Origin of the sequence: Paenibacillus sp. 7523-1 (genome assembly GCF_002276415.1) — a bacterium.
Classification (GTDB): Bacteria; Bacillota; Bacilli; order Paenibacillales; family Paenibacillaceae; genus Paenibacillus; species Paenibacillus illinoisensis_A.
On record NZ_NPBR01000009.1, the window covers coordinates 195,927 to 215,079 of the forward strand.

The 19,153-nt window shown below is 48.0% G+C and carries 14 protein-coding genes; 2 read left to right on the plus strand and 12 right to left on the minus strand.

The window, feature by feature from the left end; translation table 11 throughout:
- Positions 1-83: 83 nt before the first annotated feature.
- The 4 genes from CHH60_RS11845 to CHH60_RS11860 are packed head-to-tail and all read right to left on the minus strand — an operon-like array spanning position 84 to position 6,116.
- Positions 84-1,130: a glycoside hydrolase family 18 protein gene (locus CHH60_RS11845; RefSeq protein WP_095359360.1), complete on the minus strand. Its 1,047-nt coding sequence runs from the start codon at positions 1,128-1,130 to the stop codon at positions 84-86.
- Positions 1,127-3,781: a transglutaminase domain-containing protein gene (locus CHH60_RS11850; RefSeq protein ID WP_095359361.1), complete on the minus strand. Its 2,655-nt coding sequence runs from the start codon at positions 3,779-3,781 to the stop codon at positions 1,127-1,129. Before CHH60_RS11850 ends, CHH60_RS11845 begins: the two co-directional genes overlap by 4 nt.
- Positions 3,778-4,815: a carbohydrate-binding family 9-like protein gene (locus tag CHH60_RS11855; RefSeq protein ID WP_095359362.1), complete on the minus strand. Its 1,038-nt coding sequence runs from the start codon at positions 4,813-4,815 to the stop codon at positions 3,778-3,780. The genes CHH60_RS11850 and CHH60_RS11855 overlap by 4 nt, the downstream gene beginning before the upstream one ends.
- A 14-nt stretch (positions 4,816-4,829) precedes the next feature.
- On the minus strand, positions 4,830-6,116 hold the full coding sequence (locus CHH60_RS11860; RefSeq protein ID WP_176476039.1) for an alpha-L-fucosidase: 1,287 nt from the start codon (positions 6,114-6,116) through the stop codon (positions 4,830-4,832).
- 148 nt (positions 6,117-6,264) lie between these two features.
- Here CHH60_RS11860 and CHH60_RS11865 point away from each other — a divergent pair, with 148 nt between their 5' ends.
- A complete protein-coding gene (locus CHH60_RS11865; protein ID WP_255247903.1) occupies positions 6,265-8,553 on the plus strand; it encodes a helix-turn-helix domain-containing protein in 2,289 nt (762 codons plus the stop codon).
- A gap of 96 nt (positions 8,554-8,649) precedes the next feature.
- On the opposite strand, the gene CHH60_RS11870 is transcribed toward CHH60_RS11865, so the two are convergent.
- The 8 genes from CHH60_RS11870 to CHH60_RS11905 all read right to left on the minus strand — a co-directional run bounded on the left by CHH60_RS11870 (position 8,650) and on the right by CHH60_RS11905 (position 18,583).
- A complete protein-coding gene (locus CHH60_RS11870) occupies positions 8,650-10,269 on the minus strand; it encodes an extracellular solute-binding protein (RefSeq protein WP_095359365.1) in 1,620 nt (539 codons plus the stop codon).
- Between the two features lie 38 nt (positions 10,270-10,307).
- A complete protein-coding gene (locus CHH60_RS11875) occupies positions 10,308-11,216 on the minus strand; it encodes a carbohydrate ABC transporter permease (RefSeq protein WP_095359366.1) in 909 nt (302 codons plus the stop codon).
- A gap of 13 nt (positions 11,217-11,229) precedes the next feature.
- The gene (locus tag CHH60_RS11880; RefSeq protein ID WP_095359367.1) at positions 11,230-12,219 is read right to left on the minus strand and encodes an ABC transporter permease; all 990 of its coding nucleotides are present in this window, start codon (positions 12,217-12,219) and stop codon (positions 11,230-11,232) included.
- A gap of 550 nt (positions 12,220-12,769) precedes the next feature.
- The gene (locus tag CHH60_RS11885; protein WP_095290540.1) at positions 12,770-13,033 is read right to left on the minus strand and encodes a YlbG family protein; all 264 of its coding nucleotides are present in this window, start codon (positions 13,031-13,033) and stop codon (positions 12,770-12,772) included.
- An 86-nt stretch (positions 13,034-13,119) separates the two neighbouring features.
- Positions 13,120-13,560, minus strand: a complete 441-nt coding sequence (locus tag CHH60_RS11890) for a YlbF family regulator (RefSeq protein WP_095290237.1) — start codon at positions 13,558-13,560, stop codon at positions 13,120-13,122.
- A 126-nt stretch (positions 13,561-13,686) separates the two neighbouring features.
- Entirely contained in the window at positions 13,687-15,492 is a 1,806-nt protein-coding gene (locus CHH60_RS11895) for a helicase-associated domain-containing protein (RefSeq protein WP_095359368.1), read from the minus strand.
- 47 nt (positions 15,493-15,539) lie between these two features.
- Positions 15,540-17,231, minus strand: coding sequence for a DNA repair helicase XPB (locus CHH60_RS11900; protein ID WP_095359369.1), 1,692 nt, complete (start codon positions 17,229-17,231; stop codon positions 15,540-15,542).
- A 179-nt stretch (positions 17,232-17,410) separates the two neighbouring features.
- On the minus strand, positions 17,411-18,583 hold the full coding sequence (locus tag CHH60_RS11905) for a M20 family metallopeptidase (RefSeq protein ID WP_095359370.1): 1,173 nt from the start codon (positions 18,581-18,583) through the stop codon (positions 17,411-17,413).
- Positions 18,584-18,792: 209 nt separating this feature from the next.
- Here CHH60_RS11905 and CHH60_RS11910 point away from each other — a divergent pair, with 209 nt between their 5' ends.
- Positions 18,793-19,140: a YugN family protein gene (locus CHH60_RS11910; RefSeq protein WP_095359371.1), complete on the plus strand. Its 348-nt coding sequence runs from the start codon at positions 18,793-18,795 to the stop codon at positions 19,138-19,140.
- Positions 19,141-19,153 lie beyond the last annotated feature (13 nt).

Genomic DNA, 19,153 nt, shown 5'->3' on the forward strand with positions numbered 1-19,153 from the left:
CTTCTCTCTATATTAATCTCTTTTTAAAAGAAAAGGAACCCGCGATATGGCGGATTCCGCATAAGGTACTCAGTTTCTCACACCTATAACACATGTCTTCCTGCGCCGAGCTCGTCATCCATCGTTCTCAGCAGCTCATGTGACGTATCACATTTGTATTCCCAGAACATCAATCCCGCGAGATCCTGTTCCAGGATATATCGGCATTTGGCCGTTACTGATTCCGGATCGTCGTATGAGATGAGCGTGTTGCCATTAAACAAATAAGGTGCCTTTGCTTCATCATCCCAATAACGGATATATCCGTTAAGGTCAATATACTTCTCGCTTAACTCCGTATATTCCGGACCGTAGCCTCCGGTCGTCTCAGCCACCTGATGCAATCCGTTGTTACGGTCAGGCACACCCTTCCACATTCGGGAGTAAAATGCTGCACCAATGACGATTTTATTTCGGGGTACACCCGCCTTTAGAAACATGCGTACGGACGCATCGGTGCTAATTCGGTATAAATCACCTGTCGCCGTGTAGAGGTTGGTATGGTGTCCAGTCAGCACCTGAAAACCTCCACGCATGTCATATGTCATCAGCTGCACATAATCAAGATACTGCTGTACCTGATCCATTTCCGTGCCGTCAATGTAGTACTGGTCAGCACCGGCTGCAATGGTAAGCATGTAATACCTGTCATCTTGCTCGCCTTGCTTCGTCAGAGCAGTCCTCATCGTTTTTAACAAAAGTGTAAAGTTAACTCTGTCCTCGGCAGAGGCAGCAATACCCGCCTCCCCATAGCACGGGTATTCCCAATCCAGATCAATCCCGTCCAGGCCATAGGTAATTACTGCCATAACAGCTGATTCTGCGAGCTTCTGTCTTCCTTGCTCGGTTGCAGCTGCCTCCGAGAATCCGCCTGCACTCCAGCCTCCCACAGACAAAATTAATCTCAAATCCGGGAAAGCTTTCTTGATGATTGGAATCCGGTCCATATGCTGCAGATGGCTGGTCTGAATGATACCTTCCTGTATATGAGCAAAAGCGATATTGATATGCGTCATTCTGCTCAGCTCTGCCTCCGGTACATGATTCAAATCACGATGTCCGACGTATCCAATAATCCATTTGGGGTTCATAGGCTGCCTCCATCATGTTGGAATGGTTCACTGCGTTGTCCGACCAGCTGCGCACTTACCTGAATGGCTTCCTTCACGGCACCAATCCGATATCCGGATGAGACATAACGAATCTGATAAGCCTTATCCAGAACAACCAGATGGGGGTATCCTGACTCTGTCGCTCCAGAGCTACGGAACACCTCGGGCAGTGAGGCAGGTGCTGCCTCGCCTAACCGGACTTGTGACGGCAGCATCTCAAGCTGCTCCGTCTTCAAAGATTTCCCTGTACCAGCAGAGCCAGTAATTAAAACAACCGATATATTTCGTTCCACCAGCTCTTGCTTCAGATCAGCAAGTTCCTTCAGCAAGTGCATGGTCGGCTCCCGGTCAGGTTCAATCCAGGAAAGAAGTATGCCTGCGGCCGTTCCACTTACGCTACGCTCGAGTGTAGTTACGTTCTCGTCCTGCCACCGCAGTTCTGCGTACTTATCCACCGTTCCAAGGACAGGAATTTCTTCATCGGCGCTGCGGAAGGTTACGGCAACACAAGACTCTTCCCCTTCCTTTAAATCAAAATAAGTGAATCGAGCTCTTACCGTGCCGTTTTTCAAACGTACGCCTGTCGTCATGCGATAAGCCCCCTCCTCTGCTGGCAGAGGCTCGTCAAACAGCTTTGTCTCTTTATAAGGAAAATGCAAGGTCACGTATTTCCCCTGAACAAGACGCGCAATGGAAATATTCTCATAGTAGGAAGCCTCCGGCATGTTTCCTCCTGACTCGTTTTGCACAAGACGAATACTTCCCATTCGCTGCTTCCCCTTTTCTTTATTGACAAGATCCGCGAAGATCCAGGACCCTTTCTGCCAATACTGCGGCTTGCGTTCGCTTGGATGCAAACGGGATGGAATGCCAAGGCTGCGACAGAGGGCAACAAACAGGATAGCCAGCGATTCTTCGTCCCCGGCCATGATCCGATAGGTTCCTGCCGCTGTACCCTTTCCTTTCAGATTGGGCAGATCCTCCCAATGAATGAACTTTTCCTTGAGTGCCTCAGCAAGAAGTGAAGGCTCTCTCACTATTGCGTCCCTCTCATCTGAAGCAAACGCGGCTTGGAATTGTTTCCTGTACGGCCCAAGCATTTCAAAAGCAACGCGCGGACATAACAAATAGGGAATAAACAAGGTATCCGGGAGCATACCACGCAGCGGAAGCGAATAAGCTAAATGCTCATGCAGGACTGGACGGAACGTATCAATCAAATCTTTACTATTCAGCGACTCCAGCAGCAATAACGGCCATTGCCCGTGTTCAGGAGAGCTTTCCCTGAGAAACGCGGCTATTTCATGTCCATTCCCGCGCGCCTTTTGCATGACGTCCCATACCCTCGCCTCCGGAAGGCTTAGCTCACGAGATAGATCGATGCTCTCCTTATCGGTTACAAAGGTGGCTTCAAACGCAGTCCGGATATCCGTCCCTTCAGACAAACGCTGCTTATGGAGTGACTCCGCTTCCCCTGTCAACGCCGGGAGTTCCTCTCCCTCCGTCTCAGGCGGAGGAACCATATCGAAATCAATCACTCCGCTCTCCTGCTCAGGTTGATTTTGCAGATCCAGCACTAGTTCCAAACGGTCTGTTTGGTCAATCGTGATCTTATGCTCTAGCCACCGTCCCTGATATACCGCCCGGACGAGCAGATCTCCATACCCCGTTTTGAAGACCACTTCTCCGTCTTCATTCGTTAATAACTCCGCAATCGGATAGAATTCGGCCATGTTATACAGCTCAAATCGCACGGCAGCACCCTCCACTGCAACTCCGGCCAGATCCTTGACCGCTACAGTCAGCTCCTTCGTTGGAGCGTAATTCTCCAGAAGATTCAGCTCGGTGTACCATTCGGTTGCCAATGTCACATCCTCTTGACCATGATAGGCGCCAAGCACTCTTGTATTCATCAGCATCGACCGACGGGCAGGAGGCGTAAACCATCCCTGATTCAGCCTGGCTTCCGGTTCACAGGCGCCGATATAATGCCAGGTTCCGTCAGCCCATGCTTCCACCCAGGCATGATTGTCATCACAATGCGCCCAGCGAGGCGTGTATACCTGACGAGCAGGGATCCCGATACTTCGCAGTGCGGTCACTGCCAGTGTTGATTCTTCCCCGCAGCGCCCCCTTGCACTCCGAATCATGGTGAGCGGCGAAACCGTCCTAAGGTCGCTGCCGGTATAGACTGCCTTTTCATGGCACCAGTAGTTGGTTTCCAGAATCGCTTCTGACATCGTGAGCGACATGATGCGATCGGCCAGTTCAGCATAGAAGATCGCTCTGCAATCCTCGATATTCTCCGTATTCACCCTGCATGGAAGCACAAAGTGAAGGAACAAATCATCCGGTACCCGTTGCCCCCACGGAACCTCACGCCGCATTCGCAGAGTTGATCTTACGTGGCTTAGAAACAGTGCGCCCGGAACATCTGCCAGATCCTGAAGCGGACTGTATGCATACACAAACTTGAGCGCCCACTCTTCTTCTACGGACAGCGGCTCCCTAAATACCGAAAAGATCTCGTCAGCCTGTGCCTGGACAAGCCTCCTTTTGATACGGAGTTTATCTTCAATAGATTTCATTTCTTCGGGGGTAAGCGAAAACGCCGACGTTTGTACACTCATTTGGTATCCCTCTCTTCCCACAGGTTCCCGTCTTCGCGAATGATCCACCTTCCGCCCCTATCCGCAGTCGCAGCTGAAATCTGAAATAGGCTTGGAGCAGCGTAGATTTCGGGATAAACTTCCACTTCAGAAGTCCAGCCGAGCAATGACATATCTTGCGTAAACGTCCCATTCTTTTCTCTGTAATTACGCTGCAGATAATATAGCTTTCTTAGCTCCCATTTGATCCGTTCATCCTGTGGAAGCACAAAATCGTCTTGAGTATGCTCACCCGCAAACACAACATAACCCCACAGTTCGGGATAATGCATGTTCACCAGTCCCATCGGCGACCAGACCCAGTTGTCCTCAGGATATGGCTTACTGGTTCCGGGATCCATTACTTTGCGGTAATTTCCATCGATCACTTCAGTCTGCCACTCTACCCGTGAGAAATTGACTCTCCAAAATTCACCCGACAGGGGTGCCCGCTTTTCCTTGGCGCATTCTTTAAGACTGGTCCACGGGATCGCAACCTCAACAGACCATTTCCGGTTAATCGCTTCCGGACGATTCAGCTCGCCGTCAATATACACGGCTGTCTTCAATCCTTTCATATCCCAGCTGTCCAGCGGTGGCCCTCCGTCCCGGTATGGCTTGATGAGGAGCAGGTCCCATACCGTATTTAGCGCATTGATCTCGAATTCGTAATACCCGTGGCTGTCCCCGTCAGGATCAATAAAAATTTCAAAATCATTATCATAAAAAATGACAGAATCCCGTTCCGTCAGCGTTGCCCAGATCTGATCTTCCCAAAGCTCGGCACCAAAATAAAAATATTCATCATCCCATAGCATTTTCACCCTTGTATCCTTGGCCGGAGCAGGACGAAGATCCCCTTCAATATCGACGAACTTGTCCGTCCATTCCGCCTGATCCCAAAAAGGCTTATCCAGCCTTCCGTCAAGCTCCAATTCACCTGCTGCACGTTGGCAAATGTAGTGCTTCGGCTGATACGTATCGATATGTGGTATAGGTACGCCACTTAGCATCACGTTGATCCCTCCATTCAGTTATGAGTAACGACTGCCCCGGAGCCGCCATACATGTCTACCTTTTCATCGAACTCCAGCTTCACTACTGTTGTCAGTTCATGGGTGTCTTCACCCGTCAGGTGAATCCAGGTTGTACCCGGAATTTGAAACCACGGAACCCCGCCGTGAATGTCATATGTCAGTTCTTTGCCTGAATGCAGCACGGATACGTTCCTGATCTCGTTGCACAGCCCCTTCACACAAATGCTTTCCTTCGGATCGCCATGTACAAAGAGATAGAGTGTCTTTCCATCTGCCGAGAGCGTGCTTCCATCTCCATAATATCTGCTCATTATTCCGTCTCTTGTCCCGTATACGGCTTCTGCATGCGCTCTAATCCAATCGCCCAGTCCAAGCAGGATCGCTTCCTGCCTCTCATCAATTGTTCCGTCCTCTCGCGGACCAATATCGAGCAGCATGTTGCCACCCATGGAGATGCAGTCGCAGAACATGCGAACGATCTGAGACAGTGATTTGTAATGCTGATCCGTAGGGACGTACCCCCAAGAGGAATTGATCGTTGTACAAAACTCCCACGGCCCATCTGGTCTCGTAATCGGCAGCCCTTGTTCGGGCGTTTTGTAATCCCCATGTCCCTGCAGGCGTGAATTGATGATGAGATCTGGCTGCATTGATTTCAGATAACGCTTGAATTCCGGCAGGTTCCACTGCTTCTCGCTTCGTTCCCAATCCCCGTCAAACCACAGCAGGTCAACCTTGCCAAATCCGGTGAGTAATTCTTTCAATTGATGGTTGTTAAACTCCAAAAACTTCTGCCATTTGGTTTCATCCTGAATCCCATCCAAGGGATAGGAGAACGGATTGCTAGAACCGGGGTCATCCGGTACCCTCCCGCCTTCATATACACTCGGGTAATCCGGGTGGGACCAGTCGATTAACGAGTAGTAGAGTCCAAGCCGAAGCCCCTTCGCCGTGATCGCATCGGCATATTCTTTGACAATGTCACGTGTAGCCCGTGTTTTCTTTACCGTGTTCAAGTCACTGTACTGAGTATCCCACAGAGCAACTCCGTCATGATGCTTGGTTGTCAGCACAGCATACTTGGCACCCGATTTCTCGATTAGGTCCGCCCACACCGCGGCATCAAATCTGGAGGCCGTGAATCCCTCCATTTGCTTCATGTAGTCGTCATAAGTCATGCGTCCATTGTAAAAAGACCACGACTCCGCAACACCGTCAACGGCATAGATTCCATAGTGAATAAAAATCCCCAGCTTTGCATCCTCAAACCATTTCTGCATCATCATCTACACCTTTTCTCTGCGATATTTGGAAACCGTGTGCACACGTGCGAAAAAGCTATGTCCAAACTGTTTTTTTATTGATATCATTTATAAGAAAAGAAATGGCATTTCTCCATATGGAAAGGAGGCAGCATTTCACTTGCGAATGGACTATTTCAAATCCAAACTGTTCCTGAAATACATTTGGTCCTACCTGTTCATTCTGCTAATTCCTCTCGTATTCATGACCGTATTTCTCTATGAAAACGCAGTTAAAACCCTCCGTACTGAGATTGAAAGCTCGCGTCTGGCCCAGTTATCACAAACCAACGTAACCATTGACAGCCGAATGAAAGAGCTGAGCGAGATTGCTTCCCGCATTTCTTACGATAATCGGCTCTCTTCCTATCGGGTCACCAATACCCAGACCAGCCCGGAAGCCATTCGTGCCTTGGATCAGTACAAAGCCACCAGTTCCATGATTGATGAAATCTATCTTTATTTCCACGATGATACTCGTATTTATTCCAGCAAAGGTCTGACCGATTTTGAGGTGTTTGCCGACAATCTCAGCTTCGAGAAATGGGACAAACAATCCCTGTATAACGATCTCAACGAAACGAAGCATCCTACCGTAAGACCTGCCGATGTGGTAACCAAAACTGGTGGAGTACAGGACCGCAAGCTTGCTTACCTTATTCCCATTACTCCAAACAGTCTGAACCCCCACGCCACGGTCATGGTTTTTATCAAGGAGTCTCAGATTACCAATCTGATTGATTCCATACTCGGAAACTATCAAGGCCTGACCTATGTCCTCGATGCAGAGGGTCAGGTACTAACGGCCAACCATCAGGGAGATACCCTAAGCACAGATGCATTGGCTGCCTTGTTTAAAACCATTACTCCAGGAATCCAGGAGCGGACGCTGGACGGCAAAGATCATTCCATCGTATCTGTGCAATCGGACACCAACGGTTGGACCTACATGACTGTAATGCCAAGCTCCCAGTTCTTCAGCAGTGTACTGGATGTCCGCAGTTTCATGATGATGATCATAGGTATTGTGCTGCTGGTCGGAGTCGCAATTGCTCTCGTTCTCGCCAAAATGCAATATCAGCCCATCTCAACCCTGGTCGAATTTGCCGCTTCCCGTTTCCCGGAAAAGAAACCTGATGGAGGGTCTCGAAATGGAAATGCCAATGAACTGGAACGGATTCGTTCTGCCTTGCAGAATTACAGCTCCCGCATTGATTTACAGGAACCGTATGCTCGGAACCAGTACTTGTCGACCTTAATTAAGTCTGGAAATCCTGATCCATTGTCTTCTGAACTGGTGCAGCTGTTCGACCTGAAACTGAACAAGGATTATTTGTTTGTCATGGTCATTGGCTGGAATGATTCCAAGCATGCCGATATGGAACTCCGCCGCCGTATTGCAAGCAGTCTTGCACAGATTGAATTGCCTGATCTGCAGGCAACCGGTTATGGCGTTGAGCTGCCTCAGCTGGACCGTTTCGGTTTAATCATGAGTTTTGATTCCGCTGAAGGAATCGAACTGGTAACACGTATAAAACAGATCATGGAACAAGTAAGAGGCTTGCTTTTGGAAAAATTGTCCGTAACCCCGTTGATTGGTGCCGGAAGTGCTTATTCGCAGCTTCATGAACTGACCCAATCTTACGTTGAAGCCTGTTCTGCTTTTGATTTGCTCGTACCAGGAGAGTATGGATCATCCGCTTTATTTGAAGAAATGTCCAAAACACCGAGCCATTCCTACTGGATTCCAAACCATATGCAGCTGAAGCTGGTTCAAAGTCTGAAACAGGGAAATATCGATATCGCTACTCAGATGATTCGCTCATCCGTGACCAGTTTGCAGTCTTCCATGCTGCCTGCACTGCTTGTGCGCTGCATCAGCTTCGATCTGCTGAACACGATCCTTAAGACAGCTTCGGAACTCGGAGAACATCAAATGCTGCAGCAGATTGCTCCCAACATGGTATTTAGCAGCTCGCTGGAAGAGCTTGAATCCGTTCTGCTCTTGCTTGCCTCCCAGTTATGCAACGAGGTGAAAAAGGATACGCAGCAGGAAGAGCAGACATTGATAGACCGCATTATTGAATATATCGATGCCCATTTTACAGATCACAATCTTAGCCTGGATACGCTTGCGTATGAATTTGAAGTTTCACCTTCCCATGTGAGCCGCTCTTTCAAAGAGAAGACCGGAATCAACTTCCTTCAGTACATTTGGCAAAAACGACTCGACAGAGTCTTTCATCAGCTGAAAACAACGGATACCCCTCTGAAAGACCTCATTCAGGAAGTCGGATATCTGGATACACCGAATTTCATCCGTAAATTCAAGAAAGAGACCGGGCTTACACCAGGACAATATCGCAAGCTTCATCGCACTACGGGTAGTGATGCAGGAACTGAATCGGCCAGCTAATAACAGGAAAGCCAACAGACGAACAACCAGGATTGCCGTCGATGTTGGCTTTTTTTCTATTATTTCATGGTGCTTCAAACGGGGATTCACATCCGATTACTCGCCTGCGGCATTCCACGTATCATACACTTCCTGATAGATTTCCTGAATTCGGTCTCCACCCAATTTCTTCATCTGTTCAACATAGCCGTCCCAGTTGGACAATGGCTCTTCCCCGGTTACAAACTTCGCTTCCATCTGCTTCACGTACGTATTAAGATCAGATAACAATGCGGAGGCCTCATCCTGCTGTTCGTTGGTCAGATACGCATTCGGAAACGGCGCTTTACCGATCGGTATCAGCTTCTCTTCGTTCTCTTTCGCAATCCACTCGTCAAATTCGGTCGTCAGACCATTCGTGAGCTCCGGTGAGTTATGCCCCGGAGTCAGCATGCCGAAGTTAGGCGTAATGGTGCCTCTGTACTCTTCCCGATCACCGCCTCCCGGAACAGGCAGCCATTCCTTTTCATACGTATCTTTGTTGGTGTATTTCCACAGCGTGCCTTCAGGACCTTGATTGAAGAGCGTTTGTCCCTCGATGGAATACAAGTAATCGATCCAGCGCATGGTGGCTTCAGGATGCTCATTTACACTTGTGATGGCAAATGTTCCGTTAGCAGAGAGTCCTGGATGCATACCGTAAACAGGCGTTCCTGCAATATCGCTTGCCACGGGTGTCATGAGCGGATTTTTCATTGCCGCGTCCGGATCACCACCTAATGTAAAGTAGGAGAAGTAGTCATTAAAAAGGGCAATTTGATTATTTTCTCCTTTGGCTTTTTTCTGCTCAGGGGTTTGCGAGAAGGTTTCGTGATCCAGCAGATCTTCCTTCCACAAACGATTCATAAATTCCAAATATCCCTTGTATCCTTCCTGCATCGGGCTGTAAAACACCTTATCTTGCTTATCTACGTAAACGACAGGGTCATATATGCCCCAGAAGCCCAGAAAATACATGCGCAGATCATCCAGCTTCACGGAGGTGAGCGGAATTTCATCGGCCTTGCCGTTGCCATTCGGATCTTCCGTCTTCACTCGCTTCAGCAGCGCGTACAATTCCTCTGTCGTTTTTGGCAGTTCTTTTACACCAAGCGCTTCCAGCATACTGCCGTTATACCACATGGGGCTGCGATACCAGACGGCGGCACTGTCGATGAATGGCAGGGCATAAATGTGTCCTTCGGGCGTTGTGAACGATTTGCGAATATCCAGATTCTCATCGAACAATTTTTTAATGTTCGGAGCATATCCCCCATCAATATAAGGTTCAAGCGGGATAAGTGAGCCTTGGGTGCCATAGGTCACCTGCTCTGCCGGTGTAAGATCGGCTCCGTACAGTACGTCAGGCAAATCACCACTTGCAAAGACAAGGTTTTTCTTGGTTGCAAAGCTGTCAATCGGAGTAAGCTGAAATTCAAACTTGATGTTGGTAAGCTTCTCTGCTTCCTGAATAACAGGCATGGTATTCCAATCAGCCACGCCTACATCCTGGGACATCATGGTCAATGTGATCGGTTCCTCCACAATAGGAAAGCCCTCTTGTTTCACCCCTGTCTCTTCCGGTGTACCCGGTTCAGCGGTTGAACCGCCATCAGGAGATGCTCCGCATGCCGCAAGCATGCTTGCAGCAAGGATCAGACTTAACAGAACCGTTGATTTCTTGTGAGCTCTCTTCATGACAACAACTCCCTTTTTGATGATTTATTTGGTATAGATCAGCCCTTGACGGAACCAATCATGACACCCTGAACGAAGTACCGCTGCAAAAACGGATAGATGATAATGACCGGAAGTGTCGATACAATAATGACTGCATAACGGACGAGTGCCGCCACTTCGGCTTTGTTATTCAGTGCCGAGGCCGATGAGCCGTCCATCATGCCAGAGCCTTGAGCTGACATTTCCTGTAGGACAAGAATCTGTCTTAACACGAGCTGAAGCGGATATTTGGCCGAATCATTCAAATAAATCATTGCTGAGAAATAACTGTTCCAGTGACCTACACCGTAGAAGAGTGCCATAACGGCTATGATCGGCATGGATAATGGCAGTACGATTTTGAAAAACAGCTTAAAATTAGAACAGCCGTCGATCTGTGCAGCCTCCTGAAGCTCACTCGGGATCGTTCCCTGGAAGAAGGTGCGGGAGACGATGATATTCCATACCGAAGCTGCGGAAGGCAAAATCAGTGCCCACATGCTGTTGATCATGCCGAGCTCCTTAATCAGCAGATAACTTGGTACCAGCCCTCCGCCGAAGAACATCGTGAACATAAAGATGCCCATAAAGAACCCTCTTCCGACCAGGTCTCTTCTGCTGAGCGCATAGGCTGCAGGAATGGTGACCGCCAGGTTCACTGCAGTACCGACAACCGTATACAGAATTGTATTTGCGTAGCCTGACCAGATTCGTTGATCCTGAAGCACACGCTCATAGCCTTCAAACGTGATATCTTTCGGAAATAGCCACATTGCACCTGAAGCAACTTCCTTCGGATTGCTGATGGAGGCGCTAATCATATATACCAGCGGGTACGCTACAAGAAGGAAAGCAATCGTAACGTAGATATAATTCAAGGTTAGAAAAATTTTGTCTTGTCTCGTTTCCTGAATACCGGTTAACATTCAGCCTCCTCCTTTACCACAGACTGTTTTCGCTCGTCTTGCGTACGATTTGATTGACGGTAACGAGCAAAAACGCATTAATGACAGAGTTAAACAAGCCGACAGCAGTAGAGAAGCTGTACTGGGCATTTTCCAGACCTGAACGGTATACGAAAGTGGATATGACATCGGAAGATTCCATGTTCAGCGGGTTCTGCATCAGGAGGATCTTCTCAAACCCGACCCCCAGCAGGCTCCCCATGTTCAGAATGAGCAGGATGGTCATGGTTGGTACCAACACGGGAATGTTAATGTGCCGGATACGCTGAAGTCGGTTTGCCCCGTCTATAATTGCTGCTTCATGCAGGCCAGGATCCGCTCCAGACAACGCAGCAAGGTAAATGATCGTTCCCCAGCCCGCACTTTGCCATACGCCGGAGAGTACGTATACCGTCTTAAACCATGCAGGGCTTGTCAGGAATGAGGGTGCATCTATACCCATCCATTCCACGAAACGGATCAGGATTCCGGTTGATGGAGAGAGGAAAGCAATCACCATCCCGACCATTACGACAACCGAGATAAAATGAGGCGCATACGTAACGGTTTGGACCAGCTTTTTGAAACGTTTATGCTTCAGTTCATTAAACGCCAGAGCCAGAATGATCGGAATCGGAAACCCGACAGCCAGCTCATACAAACTGATCGCCAGTGTGTTCCACATCAAATCCCAGAAATAATAGGATTCAAAGAACCTTATAAAATGATCAAAACCTACCCAAGGACTCCCAAATACTCCGCGTACCGGATTGTAATTTTTGAACGCAATCTGGATGCCGTACATGGGTCCGTAGTGAAAGATGAGAAAATACAGAAATGCGGGTGCAATAAACAAATACAGTTGCCAGTTTCTCCAGACCTTTTGCCATCGCTTTCTACTGATGTTCGGCTTGTATAATGTCTGCTGCCGATTGGCCGTTTTTACTTCCTGCACACAGGATCGCCTCCTTCTGTCGCTTCTCATGTTCGGGTCATACGCTGCAGGAAAAACGTTAGAGCATTCATGTTGCATGTTAGTTTTGTTGGCGCAGCTGTAGTTTAACAATAGGGGATCACGTGTTTTTTCGTAAATATGTCATTTTGTCAGACTCCATAAACATTGGTATAACAAGGTTTTTTAACATTTCCCCTCCATTTTAACAATTCAAAAATGTGTTGTTTTCGACCAAAAGAAAGCGATTACAATTGCAAAAGTGGAAAATTACCAATTGAAAATTTCGGGTGTACACAATTTATTTTACATCACGTTTACTTTTTTTCGCTGAATTCAATCTTTATATGTTATATTAATTAACACTCAAATAACATACACGTACCTTCAACTAGTGTTTCTATTATTTTTTCATGGTCGGTATTTACCTACTGTTCATATGTACCACGTTCTTGCAGCCCTGGATGGAAGCATGATCCCCAAAAGAAAAAGTCGCCATGAAGGCGACCTTTGATCAATATGTTTTATTATTCCGCGCTTATGTCCAGTTCCATCAAATCACTAACGTTGAAGACTATATATTTTAAATTCCGTAAAAGCTTGTTTTATCCATCGTTTTGCTGGCATACTCTGTCTTGATTTCGTTACGATAAGACCTTTCGATCTTGCGCACGTAGGACAGCCGCTTCACATTCTTCATTGTATCTTCAGCTCGCTCTGCATTAACATACATGACGACATAATGCATACGGCGGGAAATGTAATGAACGGTACCATACTTTTCGAGATTGCGGGCTGCTTTTAGATCACTAACCCAAATAATAAATCCTGTCCTTTCCGCAAACATCATTCTCCCCGCCCTTCTTATAATGGAGACCGGACGCTTCGAGGAGAAGGTCCGGTCTATAAGGATTTTAATTCATTCGGAATTCGTTAACCGCAGCTGCACTTGCCGCCACTTCCACAGCCGCCACCTTTGGGGTTCGGGTCATTGCTCGGAACCTTGATTGTGGTAGAGACTGCATAAGCAATGGTTTCAGACATCTGGTGCAGCATTTCATCGAGTGCTCTCTCAGCCTGCTTAAAGCGAGCTACTGCCTCAATTTGTTCCAGCTCCTGTTCCAGAGCTTTCACCTGGTCTTTTGCAGCATGATAATCCGGGTGGAAGTGTCCAAAACGCTGTGTTTCTTCAAACAGTTCCTTTTTGGCTTCCAGCTTGCGTATTCCCGCTTGGACCTCCGGATTGCTCTCAACTTGCTGCTTCCAATATAAATAATCCGATACTTCGGCAGATTGGTTAATCATGTCGCCCAGTTCATATGCGCCCGTCAACACTTGGGCCATATCGACCGTGTTCAATTCCGCTACGCTCATGAAATTCATCCTATCTATATATAAAGTTCTACGTAAGGTAGACTACTTTATCATAGCATATCCCCCGGTAGTTAAGAAGAGTTTTTCCTGCAAATAGAAAATAGGGGAACATAAGCTCTTCCTGCTTCAGATCAGCTCCGGAACGATTAATCTGATCTTGTCCCAATCCATGGGAGAAATCGTGCACCGTTCTATTGCCCTCTCGTCTGCCCCAGGTACAATCCAGCCTGTTAGTGTCCAATCGTCTTGGCCTTGAATTTGATCCGGGATAATGTATACCTCGGACTGTTCCTTCCTCAGTCCCAGCTTGGTCTGCCATTCTATCGCTTTTGCCGTAATCTGACGTGTCGTGGATATATGATATCGCCGCCAATCGTTATGCCACATGTCGGGAATGGAGCCGAATTCGGGTAAATCATCCGACTGCTCCGCTATCGGCTGTCCGTGTGTATACGAAGATGCCTTATCCGGTTCCTTTTGGATTAAGCCCTCCCTGCCATGCACATAAAAGCTTTCTCGTAGACCGCTAAGCCCAACCCTTGGCTCATGCTTGTAAATCTCAGTACTCTTATCCTCCCCTGACCCCTTACTGCATAGGAAATCGGTCGGCTGTATACTTTGTATTTTCTCTGCATTTCCTCCACGCTGTGCCTTTAATCGCTCCCACTCATTTCCCCACTGTTGTATCGCGTGATACATATGCTCGGGGACTCCCGTGGCAGCATAACGGCGCAGAAATTCCACCACCTTGTCAGACGTAAACCCCCGATGAGAGGCATTGACAATTTGTTCTTTGGACACACGGTAGATGCTCATGCGATCACAGCTCAGCAGTTCGGCGCAATTTTCTATTTTCCAGCGGACCTGCGGGACTACCTCTGCCGGGACCATAATTTCGAAGTCAGGCTGCACAAAGAAAACATTCTTAGCGCTGTCCAGTTCCTGCTGTACTTTGAAGAACAACAATTCCTCAGGCTCAACCAACCAGCGAAAAAACAAATCACCCGAAGCATTTACACCACTCTCTCCGTACCCCCACCCAGCCAGTGCGTTTAGCCAGCTCTGAACATATTCAGGAAGCCCGGTATTACTGCCGCTGCCTTTGAAATACGGAATCAGATCCGAAATATTGGACCAGGTCTCCTTTCCTTTACCGAGCAAGACCAGGCGATAGCGAAAATGTTGTTCTGCAGGACTGGTTACACCATATCGTTCCATGCACACCTTGAATATCTCGCGATGCATGCACGACCACGGCTGCTCTAACCAGTGACCCAGAGTCTCGTCATGTACCCTTATTTTTTCTTGATCCTTATGGAGAAGCCCCAGAGCAAGCAGCATGTCCAGCATAATGGCAACATGAACAGGGTAGATATCCGGATGTTCGTAGTCTAGATTCAATGCAGCAAAATCATCAGGACATAAATGAGTCAAAGCGCTAAACCGCTGCAGCATTCTCTTGTGGATCGTACCTTTATTCGTCAATGTGAGGCCATCTCTTGCGATCCAGGCCAATATATGAATGATTTCGGCAGCGATATCAGCCCTTGCTTCACGAATAACGTGAATTTGACCACCACTAACCATCTGGGTTCCAGATTCCTTCTGATCCTGTTCATGTATTAAAAATGAATGTTTACCGACTCTATTTGCGTAGGCTACGGTTAATGCAGGAATATAACTCAGCGGAATGTAGTATAGGTTCTCTCCCCAAGTTTTGCGAACCGCTTCAATCCACCCTTTTTGTCTCAGGCGCATAAAACCTAACCTAGCTTCCGCCCCGCTCAATCCTTCTTCCGCAGACTCAGCGGTGGTCATCATCACGGAAAAGGGTTGACACGCATGTTTGTGAAAAAGAGCACCAAGTACCGAATGTTCTGTGGCTGACAGTTTCATTATTTCATCGATATCCACTGCTTCATGTCCAAGCATTACTATGCTCCCGCCTTTCCTCTTCCTACGCTAACGCTTAATGGGACTTAAGTATGTTCATGTATAATGGAGTATTCATATCCCTGCTCGACCAAAAACATCTGACGGCGCAATGCAAACTCCTGTTCCTTACTATCCTCTGATACCAGCGCATAGAAATATGCTCTATTGTCACCAGGCTTAGGCCTCAATATCCTGCCCAGTCGCTGAGCCTCTTCCTGCCTGGAACCATAACTTCCTGATATCTCAAGCGCAACAGCAGCGTCAGGAAGATCAACAGCAAAATTTGCCACCTTGGAAACTACAATGGTTTTAATTTCGCCCCGACGAAAGGATTCGAACCACTTTACCCTTTCGTGTTGTGACATCGTACCCGAGATCAGCGGAGCGTCAATTTCCCGGGCAATGGTTTCGAGCTGGTCCAGATACTGACCGATCACAAGTGCAGGCAAACCATCATGTTGACGTAGCAATCGTCTGATTACTTGTAGCTTAGCGGGATTTTCCGCTGCAAGACGAAACTGATGTTTTCCTTCTGCCTCCAGATAGGTCGTTTTCAGATCCGTTGAAAAAGGAACCCGTATCTCCTGACACTGCACATTGGCAATCCACCCTTGCCGCTCGAGGTCTTTCCATGGCATATCATAGAGTTTAGGACCAATAAGGGAGAATACATCCTGTTCACATCCATCTTCCCTCACCAAGGTTGCCGTCAATCCCAGTCTTCGCGTAGCTTGAATATCTGCAGTTGCCCGAAAGACAGGAGCAGGTAACAAATGCACCTCATCATAAATGATGAGTCCCCATTCCCGCTCACTCAGCAATTTAATGTGAGTAAAATCGGAATCTTTGGATTTTCGATGTGTAAGAATCTGATACGTAGCCACCGTGACAGGCCGAACCTGTTTTTTCTGACCGGAGTACTCCCCGATATGATCCGAAGTAAGGGTAGTTTTATCCTGTAATTCCTGAATCCACTGCCGCACAGAGGTCGTATTGGAAGTCAGGATGAGGCATTCACATTGAAGACGTTCAAGCACAGCCATTCCAATGACTGTTTTTCCAGCTCCACAAGGCAGCACGAGCAGCCCGCTCCCTCCCATGCCCTCACTACCCTCAAATGCGTCTACAGCTTCTTTCTGATAAGAACGCAGTTCAAAGGCTTTCTGATCCACATCGGTTTCATGATGTATATTCTTATCATTCTTCCAACCAAACGAAAGACGTGTTCCGGGGCGATATCCTGCATAATCAAGTACAGGGTAGCCCAGACGTGTCAACTCTTGCTTGAGCAAGCCCCGCTGTTCTCCGCGAACGACAAGCTCATCCCGGGCAACACGCTCCATCCGAAAGGCCGCAATGGTTTTGAGCCCGCTCAATTCATCAAGCAGTTGTTCACTGTCTCCAACCAGACGCAGGTGCTGGTGATCCTGCTCCCAATGCAGCTTCAATTTTCCGTATTGTTCTACGATTCTCCGAATATCCTGCACAAGTGCTGCGGGTACATTCCAGCGAGAAACGGACTCGAGACTGCTAACGACTTGTTCCGCACTCCAACCGAGTGCTGCAGCATTCCACAGGGATAATGATGTCATGCGATAGGTATGGAATCCCTCCGGCGTCTTTACAAGTTCGGCAAATACGCTTAGTCGTGTCCGTGCCTGCTCGAATCCCGGATGACCCACTTCCAGCAAAATCGTAAAATCCCGTTGAACAATACAGGCATCCGTCTTCTCCATGTCTACTCCTCCGATCCGGTACCGATGACGTTGTGCTCCAAAATAGATGTTCATGACAAAAAGTTCAGTTCCGGCACACCCAGAAATGAACCTTTACAGCCGATACCTACCCGGTAAATTTGCATAAAAAAGAGCACCCTACTTCTATGAGTAGGATGCCCAACTATACCCAAAACATTCTATTTGCCACCCATATAATCGGTAGCCATGGCAATAAAGAGCTTAACCGCATGCTGCATAGCATCTTCATCAAAATCAAACTTGGGATGATGATGCGGATAAATGGCACCTTTGTCCGGATTCCCTGCCCCGACAAACATGAAGCAGCCTGGAACCTGCTGCAAATAATAAGCGAAATCTTCTGCTGGCATCAGCATCGGAGACGTGTGCACTTGTTCATCTCCGAACACCTGAACGGCTTTGCGGAAGAAGCGGTCCGTTTCTTGTTTGTCATTGACTACAGGCGGATAACCCATGATGTAGTTCACTTCCGTCTGTGCCCCGTATACACCGCCTGTCTGGGAAACGATGCGATGTACACGTTCCTTCATTTCGGCTCTCGTTTCTTCATCAAACGTTCGGACGGTTCCACTCATTTTGCAGGACTCGGCAATGACATTCTGGGCAGATCCCGCCTGCATTGTACCAATCGTCAGAACCGCAGGTCGCAGCGGATCCACGGAACGGCTGACCACCGTCTGCAGCTGCATGACAAGTGCAGAACCTGCAACCAGACTGTCCACGGTCGACTGCGGCATACCACCATGGCCGCCCTTTCCTTTGATCTCAATGTAAAAGTCGTCAGCAGCTGCCATCAGTGGTCCTTCCTTGCTGGCTGCCACTCCTACCGGAAGAGGCGTCCACAAATGGATGCCATAGATCACATCCACACCTTCAAGCGCACCATCCGCAATGACTTTCACAGCCCCGCCAGGAAGCAGTTCTTCCGCAGGCTGGAACAAAAAGCGAATCTCTCCTTGGATATCAGCCTTGTGCTTGCTGAAATACAATGCCGTTCCAAGTAAAATGGAAACATGACCGTCATGACCGCAGGCATGCATTGCTCCTGCCTTCTGTGAAGCATACTCTACGTCCTTCTCATCCTGGATTGGCAGTGCATCCATATCAGCCCGAAGCATGACGACAGGACCGGGCTTGTCCCCCCGAATCGTACCAATTACACCATGACCACCTACATGACGTTTCACTTCAACGCCAAAACTCTCCAGCATATCCGCTACAAAAGAAGATGTCTTTTCCTCATGAAAGGAAACCTCGGGATTGCGATGAAGATGACGCCGCCATTCCACCATATGGATTTGCAGATCGTCCCACCATATATTATTTGTCATTTTCTCCCCATCCTTTCGATCTTGAACGGAACTTTCATCAAGTCCGAACCATCCTCTTCAAACCTATTGCTGTATATTGTAGCAGAATTGGAAGAAAACCGATACGAAACGCCTTGGGAAAGCTTGCACGGGAAGGGGAAACATACTATCATGAACTAGAGAAATGCACGAGAATTATACTCGGAAGCTATGAGGAGGATCAGACGCTTATGATTTTTGAGAATACAGGCTTGGATGGCTTGAAAAGCGACTTGGCATACCTGGATGAGAGCGCCGAGAAAGTCGGATTTGTCCGGTGGCAATGGGAGTATTACCGTGCTACATATGACTACAAAATTGAAGATGACAACACCAACTCAGAATACTTTGTACGTATCAACACCCGTGTAGTAGATGGCAAACTTGAAAAACCCGATACCGTGCTCTCTGTCGAGGCTGTTTACCTTGGCAAAGCAACCTTTCCGCACGGTCTCGATTATGACTCTACCGTTCCGCAGCCAGTCGTGAAGCTGGCAGCCCAAAAATTGCAGCAGCTCAAAGAACTGCTGGAAGCATAGGCTGGGCCAAATC